The organism is uncultured Hymenobacter sp., from assembly GCF_964242765.1.
Taxonomy (GTDB): domain Bacteria; phylum Bacteroidota; class Bacteroidia; order Cytophagales; family Hymenobacteraceae; genus Hymenobacter.
The window spans coordinates 25,655-43,805 of sequence record NZ_CAXTBM010000001.1 but is presented as its reverse complement, the minus strand read 5'-3'; the positions used below and the strand labels follow the sequence as shown (position 1 = coordinate 43,805).

The 18,151-nt window shown below is 52.4% G+C and carries 9 protein-coding genes; 6 read left to right on the top strand and 3 right to left on the bottom strand.

Features of this window, described 5'->3' with window-relative positions; translation table 11 throughout:
• Positions 1–4 precede the first annotated feature (4 nt).
• The 3 genes from ACFE7X_RS00140 (at position 5) to ACFE7X_RS00130 (ending at position 3,543) form a co-directional block, all read left to right on the top strand.
• The gene (locus tag ACFE7X_RS00140) at positions 5–1,606 is read left to right on the top strand and encodes a RagB/SusD family nutrient uptake outer membrane protein (protein ID WP_375433619.1); all 1,602 of its coding nucleotides are present in this window, start codon (positions 5–7) and stop codon (positions 1,604–1,606) included.
• Between the two features lie 108 nt (positions 1,607–1,714).
• Complete coding sequence (locus ACFE7X_RS00135; RefSeq protein WP_375433618.1) at positions 1,715–2,509, top strand: SusE domain-containing protein; 795 nt, start codon at positions 1,715–1,717, stop codon at positions 2,507–2,509.
• 185 nt (positions 2,510–2,694) lie between these two features.
• On the top strand, positions 2,695–3,543 hold the full coding sequence (locus ACFE7X_RS00130) for an N-acetylglucosamine kinase (RefSeq protein WP_375433617.1): 849 nt from the start codon (positions 2,695–2,697) through the stop codon (positions 3,541–3,543).
• Positions 3,544–3,745: 202 nt separating this feature from the next.
• Here the strand turns inward: ACFE7X_RS00130 and ACFE7X_RS00125 are convergent, their stop codons facing one another.
• A complete protein-coding gene (locus ACFE7X_RS00125; protein WP_375433616.1) occupies positions 3,746–6,604 on the bottom strand; it encodes an alpha-amylase family glycosyl hydrolase in 2,859 nt (952 codons plus the stop codon).
• Positions 6,605–6,735: 131 nt separating this feature from the next.
• On the opposite strand from ACFE7X_RS00125, the gene ACFE7X_RS00120 reads away from it, so the two are divergent.
• Complete coding sequence (locus ACFE7X_RS00120; protein ID WP_375433615.1) at positions 6,736–7,758, top strand: DUF2279 domain-containing protein; 1,023 nt, start codon at positions 6,736–6,738, stop codon at positions 7,756–7,758.
• A 116-nt stretch (positions 7,759–7,874) separates the two neighbouring features.
• On the opposite strand, the gene ACFE7X_RS00115 is transcribed toward ACFE7X_RS00120, so the two are convergent.
• Positions 7,875–10,097, bottom strand: coding sequence for a PA14 domain-containing protein (locus ACFE7X_RS00115; protein WP_375433614.1), 2,223 nt, complete (start codon positions 10,095–10,097; stop codon positions 7,875–7,877).
• A gap of 330 nt (positions 10,098–10,427) precedes the next feature.
• Entirely contained in the window at positions 10,428–12,200 is a 1,773-nt protein-coding gene (locus ACFE7X_RS00110; RefSeq protein WP_375433613.1) for a hypothetical protein, read from the bottom strand.
• A 2,531-nt stretch (positions 12,201–14,731) separates the two neighbouring features.
• Here ACFE7X_RS00110 and ACFE7X_RS00105 point away from each other — a divergent pair.
• The gene (locus ACFE7X_RS00105; RefSeq protein WP_375433612.1) at positions 14,732–15,844 is read left to right on the top strand and encodes a Smr/MutS family protein; all 1,113 of its coding nucleotides are present in this window, start codon (positions 14,732–14,734) and stop codon (positions 15,842–15,844) included.
• Positions 15,845–16,177: 333 nt separating this feature from the next.
• Positions 16,178–18,052 carry a M1 family metallopeptidase gene (locus tag ACFE7X_RS00100; protein WP_375433611.1) on the top strand — a complete coding sequence of 625 codons (1,875 nt, stop codon included), beginning with the start codon at positions 16,178–16,180 and terminating at the stop codon, positions 18,050–18,052.
• Positions 18,053–18,151 lie beyond the last annotated feature (99 nt).

The following is an 18,151-nucleotide window of genomic DNA, read 5'->3' as shown; positions in this document are numbered from 1 at the left end:
CATCATGAAATACTTTAAATTCACTCGTGCGCTAGGTATACTGGCGCTGGCTACTGGCTTATCGGCCCTGGCCACATCGTGCGTCGATGACCTCGACCAAGTTCCTGACTACTCGGCCAATGCCGAAGTAGTGTACAGCGACCCGGCCCAGATCCAGCAGGTGCTGGCCCGCCTCTACGCCACTTTCGCCGTGAGCGGGCAGACTGGCCCAGCTGGTGCCCCCGACATCACCGGCATCGACGAAGGCTTCTCTAACTACCTACGTCAGTACTGGCAACTGCAGGAACTCACTACTGATGAGGCCATACTAGGATGGAACGATGGCAATCTAGTTTCTATCAATACCGTGCAATGGAACGCCGACAACGAGTTTGTGCGGGCCACTTACGACCGAATTTACTACGAAATTGGGCTTTGCAACGAGTTCATCCGGCAAACCTCTGATGCCCGGCTTTCCGACCGGGGCATTAGCGGCGATGAAGCTAGCGCCGTGCGTACCTACCGGGCCGAGGCGCGCTTGCTGCGGGCGCTCTGCTACTGGCACGTCGTTGACCTATTCGGAGGCGGCCCTTTCGCCACCGAAGAAGCTTCCATTGGCACCAAACCGTCTTACGCCAGCCGGGCCGATCTGTTTGCCTATGTAGAGTCGGAATTGAAAGACTTAGACATCGGCGGCTTGTTGCTGGCACCGCGGGCTGTTTATGGCCGTGCCGACCAAGGTATGTGCTGGACTTTGCTTACCAAGCTTTACTTGAACGCGCAGGTATACACGGGCACCGCCCGCTACACTGATGCCGTGACCTATGCCAACAAGGTGCTAAGCGCGGGCTACACCCTAAGCCCTAGCTACGCTAACTTGTTTTTGGCTGACAACGGCCAAACGGCAGCTCGCAACGAGCTTATCTTCTCGGTGAACTTCGATGGTGTCCGCACCAAGACTTATGGGGGTATGACCTACTTGGTTCGTGCTCCTGTCGGTCGGGCGGTTTCGGCAACTAGCGCTGGTGTTAATGGGGGCTGGTTTGGGCTGCGCGCCAAGCAGAACCTAACAGGCTTGCTTGCCACATCAAGCACTAACGATGCTCGCCGGGCGATGGTTGTTACCCGAGCTCAGAACCCGAATGTGGATACGATCGACCAGTTCACCAGTGGGGCGCTAATTGCTAAATATCGGAATGTGACTTCAACTGGTGCACCTGGTTCTGACCCAGCCCGCGATTTCCCCGATACCGACTTCCCAATGTTCCGCTTGGCTGATGTGAAGCTAATGTATGCCGAAGCTTTGCTGCGAGGTGGCACGGGCGGCACGGCTGGTACGGCGCTCAGCCAGGTGAACGACTTGCGTACTCGTGCTAACGCCTCAGCGGCCACTGCTGTGAACGTGAACGATATTCTCGACGAGCGGGCTCGTGAATTGTTCTGGGAAGGCCACCGCCGCACTGATCTGATTCGCTTCGGGCGGTATGCCACTGGCTATAACTGGCCCTTCAAAGGCGGTGTTCGGGCTGGCCGTGATGTAGAAGCCACTCGCGTGCTGTTCCCTATTCCTAATACCGACATTGTGGCGAACCCCAACCTAGCGGGCCGTCAGAATCCGGGTTACTAAACTATACATCTGTCTTCCTGGACTTTACGTTTCTTGCTGTATTTCAAGAGCTAAAGTCCAGGAAGCAGTTTACTTCCTCCCCATTCCCTACGCATTACCTCGATTTTCATGAAAAATTGGCTTTTTCAAGCGGCGAGCCTACTTGCCGTAACAGCCATGACGCTTACATCTTGTGAGAAAGATGAAGTGCGGGCCACGCTTACTCCTACTACTGCAACCACGCTCTCAGCATCTGCTGCGAACGTCGTGTTGCAGCAAACCAACAGCGAACAAACCGCCGTTACGTTTTCCTGGACGCCGGTTACTTATGCTTGGAGCAACAACGAGCAAACGGCAGTTACCCCCGTTGTTACCTACGCTCTGGAAATCGATAAGCAGGGCAATAATTTTGCAAAACCTGCCGTCATCGATATGGGTACTGGCACTAGCTCTACGAAGGCAGTGCTGGTTAAAGATCTCAACAGCAGTTTGAACAGCTTAGGGTTAGCTCCGGGTGTTGCCACTCCGTTGGAGGCTCGTCTGAAGTCGTATGTGGCCGCTAACTCATCTCAGTACTCCCCTACAATTGCATTGACGGCTACTTCCTACAAAATGTGTGTAGCACCTAACACCAATCGATGGTCTATTATCGGGCCAGCGGGTGTTGACTGGAGCACCGACGTTGCGCTAGCCTACGACTGCGACACGAGAACGTACCGGACAACGCGCAGCTTGAATGCCGGCGAATTTAAGTTCCGCCTCAACAGTGACTGGGCTACCAACTACGGCTCCACTGCCACCAGAAGCAGTGCCGGTACCGCCCCGCTCGATACGAGTCCGAATAACAACATCACGGTACCTACAGCCGGCACTTACACAATTATTCTCGATCTTAACGCTATGACATATACGCTGACCCGATAATTGATATCGGAGTTTCGCTTAGTCCAAAGGCTGCTGTTACCCAGCAGCCTTTTTTATGGAGTTACAATTGGAAATCCTTCAACTAAAGGATACGCATCTTAATAATTCGTGCTTAACAGAAAGTTTTTGTTTGCTTTGCCTCCTATTGCTTGTCTTCTCACTCTGCTCCAACTTTTACCTCTCCTATGATTCTTATTGCCGACGGCGGCTCGACCAAGAGCAACTGGTGCCAGCTTGATGGTGCTGGAAACCGCGTGTTTTTTAACACCGAAGGGTATAATCCTGACTTCATGAGCACCGAGGCCATTGCGGCCTCTCTCGAAAAGAGCCTGCCCAGTACGCTGCCCCGCCAGGAAATAACCGAAGTGTACTACTACGGGGCCGGCGTATCAAACGCGGAAAAGGCCGAGCGAGTGGCCGCCGCCATGCGCCAAATTTTTCCGAACACTAAGGCCAAAGTTGCCGAGGATTTGCTGGCGGCGGCCCACGCCCTGCTCGGCGACGAGCCAGGTTTTGCGGCTATCCTCGGCACCGGCACCAACTCCTGCCTCTACGACGGCGAGAAAATCATTTATAACGTGGATTCGCTCGGCTACTTCTTAGGCGACGAGGGCAGCGGCTCATTCATCGGCAAGCGTTTGCTCCGCGACTATCTGCGCGGTTTGCTGCCCGACGGATTACAGGAAATCTTTCAGCAAGAGTTCAAGCTCACCCGCGAAGTAGTTCTGGACCTTCTCTACAACAAGCCGCTCCCCAACCGCTTTCTGGCCAGCTTCGGCAAGTTCACCTACGACCACAACAACATCAGCTACTGCCGCGAAATAGTGTTGCAGGGTTTCGAGACTTTCTTCGAAAACATTGTGGTGCATTACCCTAATTACCAACAGTATACCTTCAATTGCATAGGTTCGGTGGCTTATAATTTCCGTGATGCACTAGCGCAGGCAGCCCGCAAAAACGGAATGGAAGTCGGCAAGATAATCCGTTCCCCTATTGATGACCTGGTATCCTACCACGAAAGCAAACTTGCTTAAAACGCCGCTGTAAGCAGTTGCTTGCTAAGCACAAAAAGAGGCGCTTCCTTCATGAAGGAAGCGCCTCTTTTTGTGCCTGTAAATTGTAGAAATATCTAAGAAACTGCTTAAGGCAAAGGGTAGAGACGCTAGTAGGCGTCTCTACTGCTAGCAGCCAAAAAATCAACTTAAACAGCTTCTAAGCTTAAAGCTATTGAGGCTTCTAATGCTGTACCACCAACCGAGTGGTTTGCGTGAGTTGGCCGGTGCTAAGCCGTACGAGATACACGCCGTTGGCAAGGTCCCGAACCGGTAAGCTCAGTTCATGCGGCCCTGATGCTTGACGAGCATCTAACTCAATGGTGTGCAGGGTGCTGCCTAGCAGATTGTGGACCGTAACGGTGACAGCAGCCGGAGCAGTTAGCTCGTAGCGGAGCAAAGCGCTGCCGCTGGTCGGGTTGGGCGCGGCTGTCAGACGCAACGCATTGGTGGCGCGGGCTTTGGTAGCCAGCACCGTGTTTTTCTTGATAAGCCGAGACGTGTACACGGCGTACTGACCGGGCTGAAGTGTGATATTGGCTGCGGTAGTAGCTACCGTGATACTGTCGCCGGTAAGGTAGTTGTACCATTTGCCGGTACGCTGGAACTCCGGGTTGATGGGCTGGGCTACCACGTCGAAGTTGCCTATCACAGTTACGCTCAGACTGGGGTCAGTGAGGTGCAAGGACTTGGTGACACCGCTTACTTGCTGCGTGAAGGTGCCGGTTTCAAACGCGGGCTCCACTTTGCGTAAAGCAATCAGTTCACGGAACACGTTGTAGAGTTTGCGCCGGTCAGCTTCCTGATAGTAGTTCCAGCGGATAGGTTTAGGGCCGGTGCGGCCGTTGAAGTCGATGTTCACGTCGTAGCCTACTTCTCCAAACTGCCACACCATTTTGGGTCCTGGTACGGTGAGGAAAAAGGCAGCGGCAGCTTCCTGGCGAGCCAAAGCCGTGGCCAGATTGCGCACATCATAAGTCGGGGCACTGGTTTGGCTGCCGAAGGTGATGTTCTTGAACATCATCCGCTCCTCGTCGTGGCTTTCCATGTAAGTCACCAAGTGTGGGTAGAGCCAGTTGCGGTTGCCGAAATAACCGGCGCTGAAATCCGATTTTTCTCGTGGGTCCGTGTTGCTAATAGGGCCAAAATAACCCATAGAGGACTCATTATAAGAGCCATTCAAGTTACCCCACAGCATCAGGCCGGCATCGGCTAGTACCTTCTCTTCGCTGTTGTCGGCGAAGTGCTCCAGAATTGGGTACACAGTCGGGTCGATGGAAGTCAGGAAATTGTGGTAGTCCAGCCAGGTGTTGATGCGCGACTGGTCGTAGTTGCCCCACTGGCTTACGTTGGAACCAGAATTAACTTGGGTGAAGCCTTTGCTTAGGTCGAAGCGGTACCCATCGACGTGGTACTCCTGGAGCCAGAATTCCATCACGCGCTTGCTGAAATACTTGGTGAAGGCGCTTTCGTGGTTGAAATCGTAGCACACGTTGAAGGGGTGCGTGGCGGTACGGTTGAACCAGGGAGAGTTGGTGGCGGGGTTGCCGCCATCAAAGTACAGCTGCACCATGGGGCTTTGGCCGCAGCTGTGGTTGAGTACCATATCGAGCACCACAGCTATGCCGCGGCGGTGGGCTTCGTCGATGAAGTTCTTAAGCGCGTTTTTCGTGCCGTAGTATTTATCGGGCGCAAAGTAAAACGAGGGATTGTAGCCCCAGGAATCATTGCCTTCAAATTCGTTGACCGGCATCAGCTCGATGCAGTTGATGCCCAGCCGTTGGAGGTAACCGAGCGTATCGCGCAGGGTCTGGTAGTCGTGGCGGGCTACAAAGTCGCGCAGGTGCAGTTCGTACACCACCAAGTCAGTGCGCTTAGGCTTCTGAAAGTTGTTTACCTGCCACTGGTACGGCGTCTGGTTGGTTTGCAGCACCGAGACAATACCGGTGGTCTGGCCAACCGGGTAAGGCTTCAGGTTCGGGTACGTGACGGCCGGAATGAATTGGTCGTTGCCGGGGTCCAGCACTTTCTCACAATACGGGTCGGCTACGCGCAATGCCCCATCTACTTCGTATTGATACGCGTATTCCTGGCCGGGCGTAAGGCCATTTAGTTGCACCCACCACCGGGCATTGGCTGCGTCGGTGTCGGGGGTGCGGTTCATGAAGCCACTGTTGGCGTACTGCCAGTTGTTGAACTCACCGAGCACATACACGAATTGCTTGTCCGGCGCCGTCAAGCTCAGGATTACGGATGTGCCGCCGTTGAGGTAGGTAATACCGTCCTTCTTGGCGTCCGTTGGCAAGGCGGCCACTGTTACGGTAGGCCGCACCACCAGAATCAGCGAATCGGTGGCCGTGGTCGTGCCGCTGGTAGCCGTGAAGCGCACCACGTTGCGGCCCGTCTGCGTCACCGCAACGCCCGTGGTAAGTGTGGTGGCCGAAGCCTGCTGCGCCACTTGCGTGCCGTTCAGCCTGAGCGTAAGCTGCGAAGCCGACGACGCTTCGCCCGTTACGCTAACCGTAGTGCCGGCTGCCACAAACTGCGCGTTGCCACCGGCAGCCGGCGCTGTGATGCGCGCCGCTAAGCCGCCCTGGAACACATCCACGAAAATATCGCCGCTATTGACTCCCCGCCCGACTACGCTACCATCGGCGTTTTTGAAAAGCATAGCTAACTTCAGTAGCTGCTCGGCGACCGGTACGCCGTAGAATGTACGCGGGGTGAACGTGATGCGGTAGAGGTTGGGGTTGGTGGCGTCGCGCGTCATCAGCGCGGCGGGGTCGGCGGTAGCAAAGGAGGGACTCTTCACGTACTTCCAATCAGCGGGCGACGTGCTCAGGTTGGTAATTACGCCGGTGTAGACATAGACCGGCCCTGTAAACCCGGCCAGTCCGCCGTTACCTTGGCTGGCGTCGAAAGTGAGCGTAACGGAAGTATTGTCCTGGAAAAAGGTCGGCTGAGACGTAACGACCTGCGCCCGAACCACCAGGGAACTAGTCAGTAGCAACCACAAACTGCCCAATAGTCGAAGTGCTTTCATGAAAAAGGAAGTGGGAATGGAGGTAGGCTGAGTGCTATTCAGCCGTGGAAAAATGCTGAAAATCATCGAAAGGTAGTCAATCCGCACACCTAGTCGCAGCCCCGCAGCGGCTTTTGTTTGTAGCTTTGCCTATGCCCTACGGTTGCGCTGCGCCTTTTCACCTCACGCCTTTACTTCGCTCTTCCCCCAGCCGATTATTTGCGCCTTGCTACTTGGGGGCAGCCTTAGCTAGCGTACTGCTGGCTGCTCCGGTGCTGGCCCAGCAGTCCTCTTTCCCCAATAAAGCAGCAGAAACAACAACACCTTCCTTCGCCTCCTCGCCCCCACAGCCCGACACCGTTACCACTCGCCTGAACCGACGCCTGCCCCTCCTCGCGGCTGGCTTAGCTGTTTCGTATACGGGCCTCACCTATGGACTAAGTGAAGGCTGGTACACCGGCGAAAAAACCAAGCTTCACTGGTTCAATGACTTTCCCGAGTGGAAGCAACTCGACAAGGCGGGTCACTTTTGGGGAGCTTTCCACGAAAGCCGGGGCGCGGTTGACATGCTTCAGTGGGCCGGCGTGCCCGAGCGCCGTGCCATCTGGTACGGCGGCTTCGTGGGCTTCCTGCTGCAAAGCCCGATTGAGCTGCTCGACGGGCGCGACCCTGCTTACGGCGCTTCGGCTACCGATTTGGCGGCCAACTTTCTTGGTTCGGTAGCACTCATTGGTCAGCAACTGGCTTGGCAGCAGGTGCGCATCATGCCCAAATACTCGTTTCATACCACGCCCTACGCTGCCCGTCGTCCCAACGTGCTCGGCAAAAGCCTGGCCGAGCAGCATCTGAAAGATTACAACGGACAAACCTACTGGCTTTGCGCCGACGTGGGCGCTTGGCTGCCTGCTGGTTCACGTTGGCCCCGTTGGCTGCAACCTGCTGTGGGCTACGGGGGCCAGCAGATGGTATTCAACGACCCCGCTACCAATGCCGCAGCTGGCTTGCAGGCTTACCGCCAATATTATCTAAGCCTGGACGTAGACTTGCGCCACATCCCGACTAGGAGCAAGTTGCTGCGCCGCGTGTTTTATGTGGCTAGTATTTTCCACCTGCCTGCCCCGGCGCTTGAGTGGAGCAAGCGCCGGGGCTTCGTAGCACGCGGACTCTATTATTAGTGCTGAGGCTTCACGCCCCGTACGCAACCAAAAAGCAGCGCCTGCACGGAGCTATTTCTAGCGTTCCGTACAGGCGCTGCAGCCTGAATTTGAAACCTATTTAGAGGTATCTCGACTTATTCTACAACGAGCGTGAAGTTCTGTGGCTCACCATCGATTGTAGCTCTCAGGTAATAAGTACCCCTAACTAACGTGTTTGGCAACCGGAAAGTGGATTCGCCTTCTGGTACTGAGCGAGTGAGCAAGCTAACCATCGTGCCCTGCTTATCGAAGATGCGCAAGGTTACGTCCTGGGCCTGCTTTGCCTGCCAGGTGATAGTAGGCCGCCCATCGGTGTTAGGGTTAGGGAAGACGGAGAGCGGAGCCGACGGCAAGGCCGAGGAAGAAGCAATTGCAGTTCTGGATGCACTGGAAGAGCGGTACAGGGCCGAAGCAGGAATTACTTGCTTGTTCACTCCTGGACCGGAGTAGCTCACGTTCAAGACTTCCTGACCAGATCTATCAAAGAACCCAACCGTAATGGCGTGCTTACCTGCTTTGAGGCCGATAGTGCCTGAGCGCTCCTGCTCGGCGTGCAAGCCGTCGTTGTTGACAACCACCGTTTCGCCAATAGAGAGCACCGAGCCGTCGTCGGAGGTGGTGTAGAAAGTGTAGGTACCGTCCGTTGGCACATCCACGTAGCCCGTGAAGCTGAACGCGAAGTCATCGTTGCGAGTACGCGGTGCTAAAGAGAAAGCCGTTCCGTTACCGGTTTTAACTGAAGTCAACGAGCTGAAGTTGGGCACATTGCTCCAAGCGCCTTGATAGTAGGCATAAGATATACCACTCACGGCATCACTTGGGTTTTCAGGATTGCGCAAGCCGGTAACTACTGTGCTAGCAGATGAGGTACGATAGAGCGCGGAGGCAGGAATAGACTGTTTGCTCAGACCTGGGCCAGCGTAGCTTACGTTCAGGATTTCGCCGCCGCTTCTCTCAAAGTATCCCACCGTAATGGCGTGCTTACCAGCCTTCAGGCCGATGGTGCCTGAGCGCTCTTGCTCGCCATGCAAGCCGTCGTTGTTAACTACTACCGTTCCGCCGATGGAGAGCACCGAGCCGTCGTCGGAGGTGGTGTAGAAAGTGTAGGTACCGTCCGTTGGCACATCCACGTAGCCCGTGAAGCTGAACGCAAAGTCATCATTGCGAGTACGCGGTGCTAAAGAGAAGCTAGTTACATCTCCGCTCTTCACCGATACGAGAGAGTTGAAGTTAGGTATAGCGCTCCAGCTGCCTTGATAATAACCGTAAGAAAGGCCACTCACTGCGTTGGCTGGATTGTCAGGATTGCGCAAGCCAGTTGCCACCTCTGTGCTAGTAGCAGTGCCGCGATACAGAGCCGAAGCAGGAATAGACTGCTTGTTTATGCCGGGGCCAGCATAGCTTACGTTCAGAATTTCGCCGCCGCTTCTCTCAAAGTATCCCACCGTAATGGCGTGCTTACCAGCCTTCAGGCCGATGGTGCCTGAGCGCTCTGCTTGGCCATGTAGGCCGTCGTTGTTGACAACCACCGTTCCGCCGATAGAGAGCACCGAGCCATCATCAGAGGTGGTGTAGAAAGTGTAGGTACCGTCCGTTGGCACATCCACGTAGCCCGAGAAACGAAACGCGAAGTCATCATTGCGGGTGCGAGCTGCTAAAGAGAAACCCGTTTCATCCCCGCTCTTCACCGGCGTGAGGGCGCTAAAGTTGGGGACAGCGCTCCAACTACCCTGGAAATAGGCATAGGAGAGGCCGTTTACTGCATTGGCTGGATTGTCAGGGTTACGTAGGCCAAGTGAGGCGCTTGTATAACGGAAATCGAGCGGTACGTAAGTGAAGTTTGGGTTGCCCGCCTCAGCATTAAACACGTTGCCACTACCTGAAACTGGTCCGTTGCATACTGCAACGGCATCGGTGGTAACGGCAGTGTTAGAGTCATGCCAATAGTCGCCTCCGTTCGTTTCTTCGCTTACCAAGTAGTAGGCGGTGTTTGCAGCCAGCGTTACTGGGCTAGCGAGAGCTACGTAGGCGAACTGGCCTTCTGTTCCGCCTGCCATGTTGATGGCGACAGAGCCAGAAGCTACGTCGGCGCCAGTGCTAGCTACTACCAGCTTCACCGTGTGGGCTCGGCTGTTGCCAACTACGTGGACTCTGCCTAAGTCGGTCACTTGGATGGGATTGTTCCCTACCGTGAATTTCATGCCCAGCCAAACGTTCTGGCTGTAACCTGGCAGCGTGAAAGAGAGTATTGCTAACAGAGTCAGCAGTGTAAACTTTTGTGTTTTGGCGAAGATGAAAGTCCAAATCCAGTGGAGCATGCTTTGCGCAGTATGGTTTTGTTTCATGGAAAATCCCGTTTAGTGCGTAGCATTTCGCTACTACTTGCTCTTAAATCATTTAGAAGATGTTGATCCTTGCTTCGAACCGCCGGGTCATTCTATTAGCCTAAAGCGAAGGCCTGAATAGCTGGTGGCGCCGTGTAAGTTCAAAGCGCAGCCTGTCAGCCCCGAGAGGATGCTACCTGATGGCTATTAATTAAAACAGCAGGGCTGTATTGTGCAGGCTACCCACGCCTTGAAATGGTGCACATCTCGACAGTGGTGGGCAAAGGAAATACCGTTTTAAACTGGCTTCGTAGGCGATTTACTTTACGGCACGTTGCTACCAGACACCTGGAATGGCCGACCTTGCAAAGGATAAGCACCGCCACACTCAAACTGGCCATTTCCTCCTACTCCGTACGTGTTACCACCATTAGTGTGGAAAATGATAGTGCCATAGCGGTAGTTCAGCAGTTGACGACCATTGTAATCGGTTACACTCACGACTGGCACTTCACTACCGTGGTTGTCATTGTCTTCCACCCATACCGGGTCCTTGAGACGAGTGTCGCGCAGAGTTTTCGTAACGGTGGCTGAGTTGCCACTCAACTGCACCCACTTGATAGCCCGCTCACCACGTGAACAAACAATAAGTTCTTTGCCAATATTGCAGGTATTGGCATCGTTATTGTAGCCTTTGTTTTTGGAGTACGCAATGCTTGTTGGATTGCTACCCACAGCTACACTTCCTACTTCTCTGATATCAGCGGGCGTGCCGCCGTTGGTAGTGCTATATCCACCTACACCAAACAAATGCAACGTCCCGTCTATAGTAGCTACGTAAGCTTGGTTGTAGCCGGGGATTATGTTGGCACGCACTGCTGTGGGGGCCTGTGCCATGTCCACTACTTTGGCCACAGTCGGGGTCGAACCCGGAGCTACATCGAAAGAGTAGGGCCACTGATTCGCCTGCATACCCGTGTTTTGGGTAAGCAAGAAGTTGCTACGCGACGTGAAATACATGTTGTGCATCTGCGCAAACAAAGGCTTCAAATCCAAGAAAAGAACTTTCTTTTCAGCCTTACTGATGATCGTAGCATAACCACTGCGCGCATAGCGGCCACGGTTTCCACCCGAAATAAAGCTCAAACGGTTGGTTTCGTTGCTAAATGGTAGCTCTCTCGATTCGTAGCGGCGGTCACGACCGTCGGGCGATACCAACCAAGAATCGTTGTCGTCACTACTAGCCGTATAATCAGCTGCGGTGCAGATTTCAGTGGGTTGGGTCATACCGGGCAGGTCAATGTAGCCCAGAATCTTCATAAAGGTGAAGAGACCTTTGTTACGGAAACCTGGATAGTTCTCCGACCAGTCGCCCCAGAAACTATTGCCGGTACCGAGAGCTAGCACGGCTACTTGGCCTTTGCGCTGGTTGGTATCCCATACTGTTACAAGAGCAAACTCATTGTTAGGAGTAATAGCTATGGCAGTGGGCACTTTGCCCGCCGCTAGTTTTACTGCCACATTACCTGGGCCTGTGTTGCTACCAAATGCAGCAACTAGTCCAGACTGGAAGGTAACTAGGCTGTTTGTAGACCAAGTATCTTGACCATACGAGTGAGCTACCGCGGTAGGCTGGCGTAGGGGTCCACCATTCGTGAGTACATAGTTCAACCGAGTGGTCAAATCTATGATTGGGTTGCCACCACCATAGTATACCCATGGCGTCTCAGGCTTTTCGCTTACTGTTCCTTCCGCCATTACCATCGTCTGGACTACTGCCAAGCCGGGATGCGTAATAGCATCAGGCACGAAAAGCAACTGCGCGTGGTTAGACATGTAGTCGTTTTTGGAAATGTCTTGGGAACCTATCTGATAGTCCCAACCACTGCCATTCCCATGGTTGTCGAAACGACGGCTGCTAGGCTGATACAAGGTTGGAAAGCCGTTATCAGATACGGTGCTGGGCGAGCCGTACCGGTATTCCATACCAGCTGCAAGCGAATAATTTTGCGCCAACTGCTGGTAGTCGGCGGCATCTCCCCCACCTGGTGCTACTACTGTTGTATTTCTTGGGGTCCCTAAGGTTTTCCCGGTCAAAAAAGGAGTTGGAGTTTGACCAAATGCATTACTAGTAGTTAGGATAGGGAGTGCCAAGCAACAGATAACTTGGTACTTTCGGAAAGCCGGACTCTGAAACCACCGCTTATTGAATTTTGCCTCACCACTAATGGTAGGCTCACAAGTCAGTTTTTCTAGTGGGGAATGTCCTATTGGGGCTGTTTCGTGCAGTCCACTCTGGTGTGTTTGCTGTTGACCAGATTTTCCAAAATTGGGGGAGTAGCGCTTTGACGTACGGGCTGTGGATTTGACCATTACAGAAGAAAAGGTTGAAATGAACAAGCTAACGGATTAGCACTTTTTTGCGGCTTTGATTTTCTTTTTTATTGCACTTTTCAAATCTTTTTAAGAAGGCCTCTTCAAGATTTGTATTGAGCAGCATATGCACGTATGCAACCCAGGTAAGAGTGACGTTGCAGGGTTGCTTAGCAAAAGCGAGTAATACGGAAGCTAATGACTAAGTCTTTATACTAATATCCCTCAAAATCAAGGATATACGACTTCACTTAGAAAATTAAACCTCTTTCGCTCGAGCTAATCGACTACTATTTCGACTCTTTGAAACGGCAACAATTTCTTGTTTCCGAACCTTACTTTGGTTCAATTATTACCACAAGAAAGTGCTACTGTCCCTCTCTAATTCGATCACAAGTTATGAATTACCCGTGATATCCAAACTACCACCCCTTCTAGCTATGTAGCGACAGGTGTTGCTGAATGTTCCAATTATGAGACAAAATAAGGACCGAGTCGCCACTTATTATGGTCATTAGATATAGCTTCATGTAGCCAGTAATTTGGGCTTACTGTGCAAATGAGCAATCTAGCTTAATCTCGAGCTATAGAACACCCCCCCGTTCCAGCTTGCGTCTGACAGCCCTAAAAACAGTCAGAATAATGGGCGAAAAGAAAAGTAATTTTCTTTAAAAATTTATATTTTATAATCTAAATGCAAAATTAAACTATTGCAATAATGCCCCACTTGCATTTTATCGACTCCCTATAATACTATAAACCGCTGATTATGAGCATATAAAGGCTATTTTCAAAAGTAAGAGGTAAAGTATCCTGACCATTATAGCCTACTTACAACTCTACTAGGGAATATTATGCAGCAAGCATAGTGCCGCTTTTTGCAGCTGATCTTACATAGTGCAAAACTGCAGGTTTACGTACAAAATTTATATGGGGTTGCGACATAGCTAATGGAATACAATAGTCATCAAATAGCAAGGATGTTTAATCGGCAATTATGAATCGTCAACACTTCACGATTAGAGCTCACAACATATAATATTATCTATACATCAACTGACAGCAACATATGGGTAGCTCTCTATACTTTATTTGTTCCGCATGTATTTTAATAATCCAAATCAATTGCATATATCCAATCAAACATGAGTTGTATTGTACAAAATTTTGATTTATTGTTTTTATAACGAGAACCTACTCCTATATTACAGTCCAAGCTTAAAAGCGTCATTTGATATAAGTGTGGTCCTCTAACTTGCCCCCCCTTGACGTCAACCATAATCGAACTGCCTTACAATAAGACGAGCGATACTGTCAAGCTTGTTTTCCCTACTCTCCAGCCGAGAGGTTGGGGAGTCACCTCTTATGGAAATGAGACGCGCAACGGGGAAGAATCAGGCTAGGATTTGTGGGGGGGCGCAACGACACTTGTCAACAACACTTCTTTAGGCTCTCTTAATTTAGCCCCTAACAGAAGTTTCTTACTAAGTGCACCTACCACTCATGCCACTACGCTCACTAGCTTCACTGGCTACAATCAACGAATGCTTGGTTAGTGATGATCATTGTTGATCTAGCTTTGAGACCCCTACCCACATGCGTAGGTGAAATTGTAGCAACGGCAATAAGCTGGAAAATCAACCACATTCATTTAGTCATAGTTGGGATAACCGGGCAGAGGCTACACTGCCAATTTCGAAGAAAACAATTCAATCTTGACGCTTTCGGAGAAATTGACGGCTATTCTCAGTTCGCCTTCATCAAGTGAGGTATGATTTCGTGACGGGCGGGCTTATACAGCGGTTTCACTTGACAGAGCAATTAATTGCCGAGGGTTTCGATCAAAAAAATGTTCAAACTACATTGGTCAAATAAAGCCTTTGAGTCGTGTATAGCGTACTAAAAAGCATATTGACACCCTTTATTGGCCGACTTAGCACCATCTGGTTGCGCAAACGAGGGAAGCCTTTACCTTACTGTTATGCTTTCTGAATTTGTGGTATACGAAACGCGGAAGTGAACCAATAATGCAGTATATCTCTTGACAAAGCCTTAGCCATATCGGTCGAGGCTTTTTGCTGATAAACTAGGTCGGTAACATCTAAAAAATGCGATACAAGACGTTTGATTCTCTTCGATAAGGTGGATGTGGTTGCCTTACGCATGAAGGCATTGATACCTGAGCACAAAACAAAGAACTCAACTCTGCGCTACTTTTGCTCTTTGTTTGAATTCGCACCCATTGCCTTACCAATATGAACGTAGGAGACAGAGTACGCCTATTAACTGGCCGTGAGCAAGGCATTATTACCCGCCTGCTTAGCGACGAGCTAGTAGAAGTGGCCATTGATAACGATTTCACAATTCCGGTTCTGCGCCGCGAAGTAGTAGTCATAGCTGCGGAAGAGCAAAAGGCTTTCGGTACTAGTTCCCAGGGGCCCGTGGCCCCACGAGACGTCGCCAAAGCCGCTAAGGCTGCTAAGTCGGCAAAAACTGCTCAGCTAACAGCACCAAAAGTTGCTACGACACCCGCTCGTGGTGGGACCGAGCAACCTGCCGCTCCTAAAGCTACTGTGCCCCAACCCGCCCCAAAAGGCTTGTACTTAGCATTAAGTCATCAGTCGCCGGAGCTATTATCAGTGCACGTCCTCAACAACACCGATACTGATGTGCTATTCACCTACGGCGAGGAACGGCGCGAGCAGTATCGCGGCCTGGCCTCCGACAAGTTGGGGCCGAAAGCCGTGAGTGCGGCCCTAGGTCACTTTCACCTCAAGGATTTCGACCAGTGGCCGGCGGTAGTGGTGCAGTTGCTACCCCATCAGGTGAATGGCACGACAGCTTATGAGTTGATTACCAAACGCACGCAGTTTCGCGCCGGCAGTTTCTACACCAGCCGCCGCGAGGCGCCGGTACTCAAGCAGGATGCTTATCTTTTCCAACTCGACGAAAAGCCAGCTGCCCCCGTCGCTATTGCGCCCGAAAAGCTGGCTGAAACGTTGAAGGCCCAACTCAGCGGCAATGCGCCGGCCAAGCCCGCCGCGGTGGCCCCGGCTCCGGAGCCAGCAAAAGCCTTGGTGCCCCCGCCCCATGAGGTAGACCTGCACTTGGAAGCCCTCCAACCCGAAGGCGCGCAGGATTTGTCTAACACTGCTATTCTGAAGTTGCAGCTGGAAGCTTTCGAGGATGCGCTAAGCCGCGCCCTGGCCACCAACATGCACGAAATCGTGTTCATTCACGGCTCCGGTAGTGGCACGCTGCGCAAGGAGATCCATAAGCTACTGAGCCGCAACAAGGACATCAAGTTCTTCGAAGACTCTCGCAAAGAGAAGTTCGGCTACGGCGCTACTTTGGTGCGACTCAAATAAGGCTTACGATTGAATTTGCCGTTACCCTAAACGCGGGAAAGGACCTGCTGACGCATAAGCAAGTCGTTGATACGATAGTCGTTTTTACGTGAGCAGGTCCTTGCCCGCGTTTAGGGTAACGTTTTTCAGTTCTAGCTTTCCTACTTCCCACAACCTTACGATATCATCAGCAATATTCACGGCCACGCTGCGGAGTCACAGGCTTTGCTCAAGAAGCTGGGATACACACAAGCAAGGCATCCTAGTTGCTAGATGCGCAAAATGTTGGAAGAGCAATGTTGACGATGCCGCCCGAGGGAGAGTATGGTTACTTTGCGGAAATATCTATCCTGCATGAATTTACTTGCTACGCTCGCTGCCGTGTTGGTGCTTGCCTCTGCTCTGCACAGTTTCGGTCAGCAGCCCCTGCCTGTCCCGCTCAACCTGCAAGCCACCTACACCAAGGGCACCCGCTCCGCTACTGGCCAGCCAGGGCCCACGTACTGGCAGAACTCCGCCGAGTACGATATTGAGGTGAGCTTCAACCCGACCACACGCCGGGTGGCGGGCACAGTAGATATAGTGTATCAGAATGCTAGCCCCGACTCGCTGCGGCAGTTACAGTTTAAACTATACCCCAATCTTTACCAGAAAGGGGCGCCGCGGGTCAGCCGTATCAGTCCCAAAGACATTGGTGAAGGCGTGCAGATTGAAGCCCTGAGCCTAGCCGGCCAAGCGCAGGACGTGCGTGAGCTTCGGATTCAGGCCACCAATATGCCCGTGAAGCTCCCCAAACCCTTGGCCCCCGGTAGTAACCTGAAGGTGCACGTAGCCTATTCTTATATTCTCAACAAAGGCTCTCACACGCGCACCGGCGAGGTAGAGCCTGGCGCTGATTTCGTGGCATACTTCTTTCCGCGCATTGCGGTGTACGATGATGTAGATGGCTGGAACGTAGTTGAGTACAACGGTTCGCAAGAGTTTTACAACGACTTTTGCACCTTCCGGGCGGCTATTACCGTGCCCCGCAACTTTGTGGTGTGGGCCACCGGCGACCTGAAAAATCCCGGCCAAGTGCTCGCTCCAAAATATGTCCAGCGCCTCCAGAACGCCGAACAGCAGGACGGCATCACTTTCATCATCGGCCCCGACGACCTGAAGCGGCAGGACATCACTGCTCCTAATCCTCAGAACACTTGGCGCTTCGAGGCGCAGGACGTAACTGATTTCGTGTTCGCCACTGCCGACCATTACGTGTGGCAAGCCAGCAGCCTTGTGGTAGATCCTGCCACCAAGCGCCGTACACGTGTTGATGCGGTGTACAATCCTAAACACAAAGATTACGAGGAAGTGGTCCAGTTCAACCGCCGCACGGTGGAGGCGATGAGCTATACGTTCCCGAAGTGGCCTTTCCCCTACTCCCACGAAACCGTCTTCGATGGCCTCGACCAGATGGAGTACCCCATGATGGTGAACGACAACCCCGTCGCCACCCGCGACGACGCCATTACCCTCACCGACCACGAAGTGTTTCACACCATGTTTCCGTTCTACATGGGCACCAACGAAACCAAGTACGGCTGGATGGATGAAGGGTGGGCTACCATCGGCGAGTGGCTGATTTCCGCTTTGATTAAGCCTGGTTTTGCGGACGAATACGGCATTGAACCTTACGCCCGCGGCTCAGCCCAAGAGTTTGACGTGCCCATTACCACGCTCAGTACGTTGCAAAACGGCCCCGCATTTTTCCTCAACTCGTACCCCAAGCCCGCTCTTGGCTACCTCTACGTAAAGGATTTGCTGGGTGACGAGTTGTTTACCGAAGCCTTGCACACCTACATCCAGAACTGGCACGGCAAGCATCCTATGCCCTTCGATTTTTTCAATTCGATGAATACCGGAGCGGGCTTAAACCTTAACTGGTTCTGGCAGCGCTGGTTTTTCGATGATGGCTACCCTGACCTTGCTATAAGCAGCGTCAACAAGTCTGGTTCCGGCTATGATATCCTCGTAACCGCAAAAGGCACTAAGCCTGTACCCATCGATGTAGCGGTAACCTTCGCGGATGGAAAGACCGAGAAAATGCACTGCACTGTGAGCGTGTGGCAAGCCGGCAACACCACCGTAACAGTGCCAGTTACTACAAAACAGCCCGTTACGAGAGTGGTGTTGGGCAGCACCTATGTGCCCGATAAAAACAAAGCGGATAATGTGTGGGAAGGCAAGTAAACCAACCTCTTTGCTTACCTATATATTCATAAAAGCAAATACTTCACTGTCTCCTTGTGAAGGTGGTTGCCAGGCAACAGCAAGAGTATGCGGCTTATT

What these genes read in the sequence shown, in the direction of transcription:
- ACFE7X_RS00100 (WP_375433611.1), top strand. Translation starts at nt 16,178, where the DNA reads ATGAATTTACTTGCTACGCTCGCTGCCGTGTTGGTGCTTGCCTCTGCT.
- ACFE7X_RS00130 (WP_375433617.1), top strand. Translation starts at nt 2,695, where the DNA reads ATGATTCTTATTGCCGACGGCGGCTCGACCAAGAGCAACTGGTGCCAG.
- ACFE7X_RS00115 (WP_375433614.1), bottom strand. Translation starts at nt 10,097, where the DNA reads ATGCTCCACTGGATTTGGACTTTCATCTTCGCCAAAACACAAAAGTTT.
- ACFE7X_RS00135 (WP_375433618.1), top strand. Translation starts at nt 1,715, where the DNA reads ATGAAAAATTGGCTTTTTCAAGCGGCGAGCCTACTTGCCGTAACAGCC.
- ACFE7X_RS00105 (WP_375433612.1), top strand. Translation starts at nt 14,732, where the DNA reads ATGAACGTAGGAGACAGAGTACGCCTATTAACTGGCCGTGAGCAAGGC.
- ACFE7X_RS00120 (WP_375433615.1), top strand. Translation starts at nt 6,736, where the DNA reads ATGCCCTACGGTTGCGCTGCGCCTTTTCACCTCACGCCTTTACTTCGC.
- ACFE7X_RS00125 (WP_375433616.1), bottom strand. Translation starts at nt 6,604, where the DNA reads ATGAAAGCACTTCGACTATTGGGCAGTTTGTGGTTGCTACTGACTAGT.
- ACFE7X_RS00140 (WP_375433619.1), top strand. Translation starts at nt 5, where the DNA reads ATGAAATACTTTAAATTCACTCGTGCGCTAGGTATACTGGCGCTGGCT.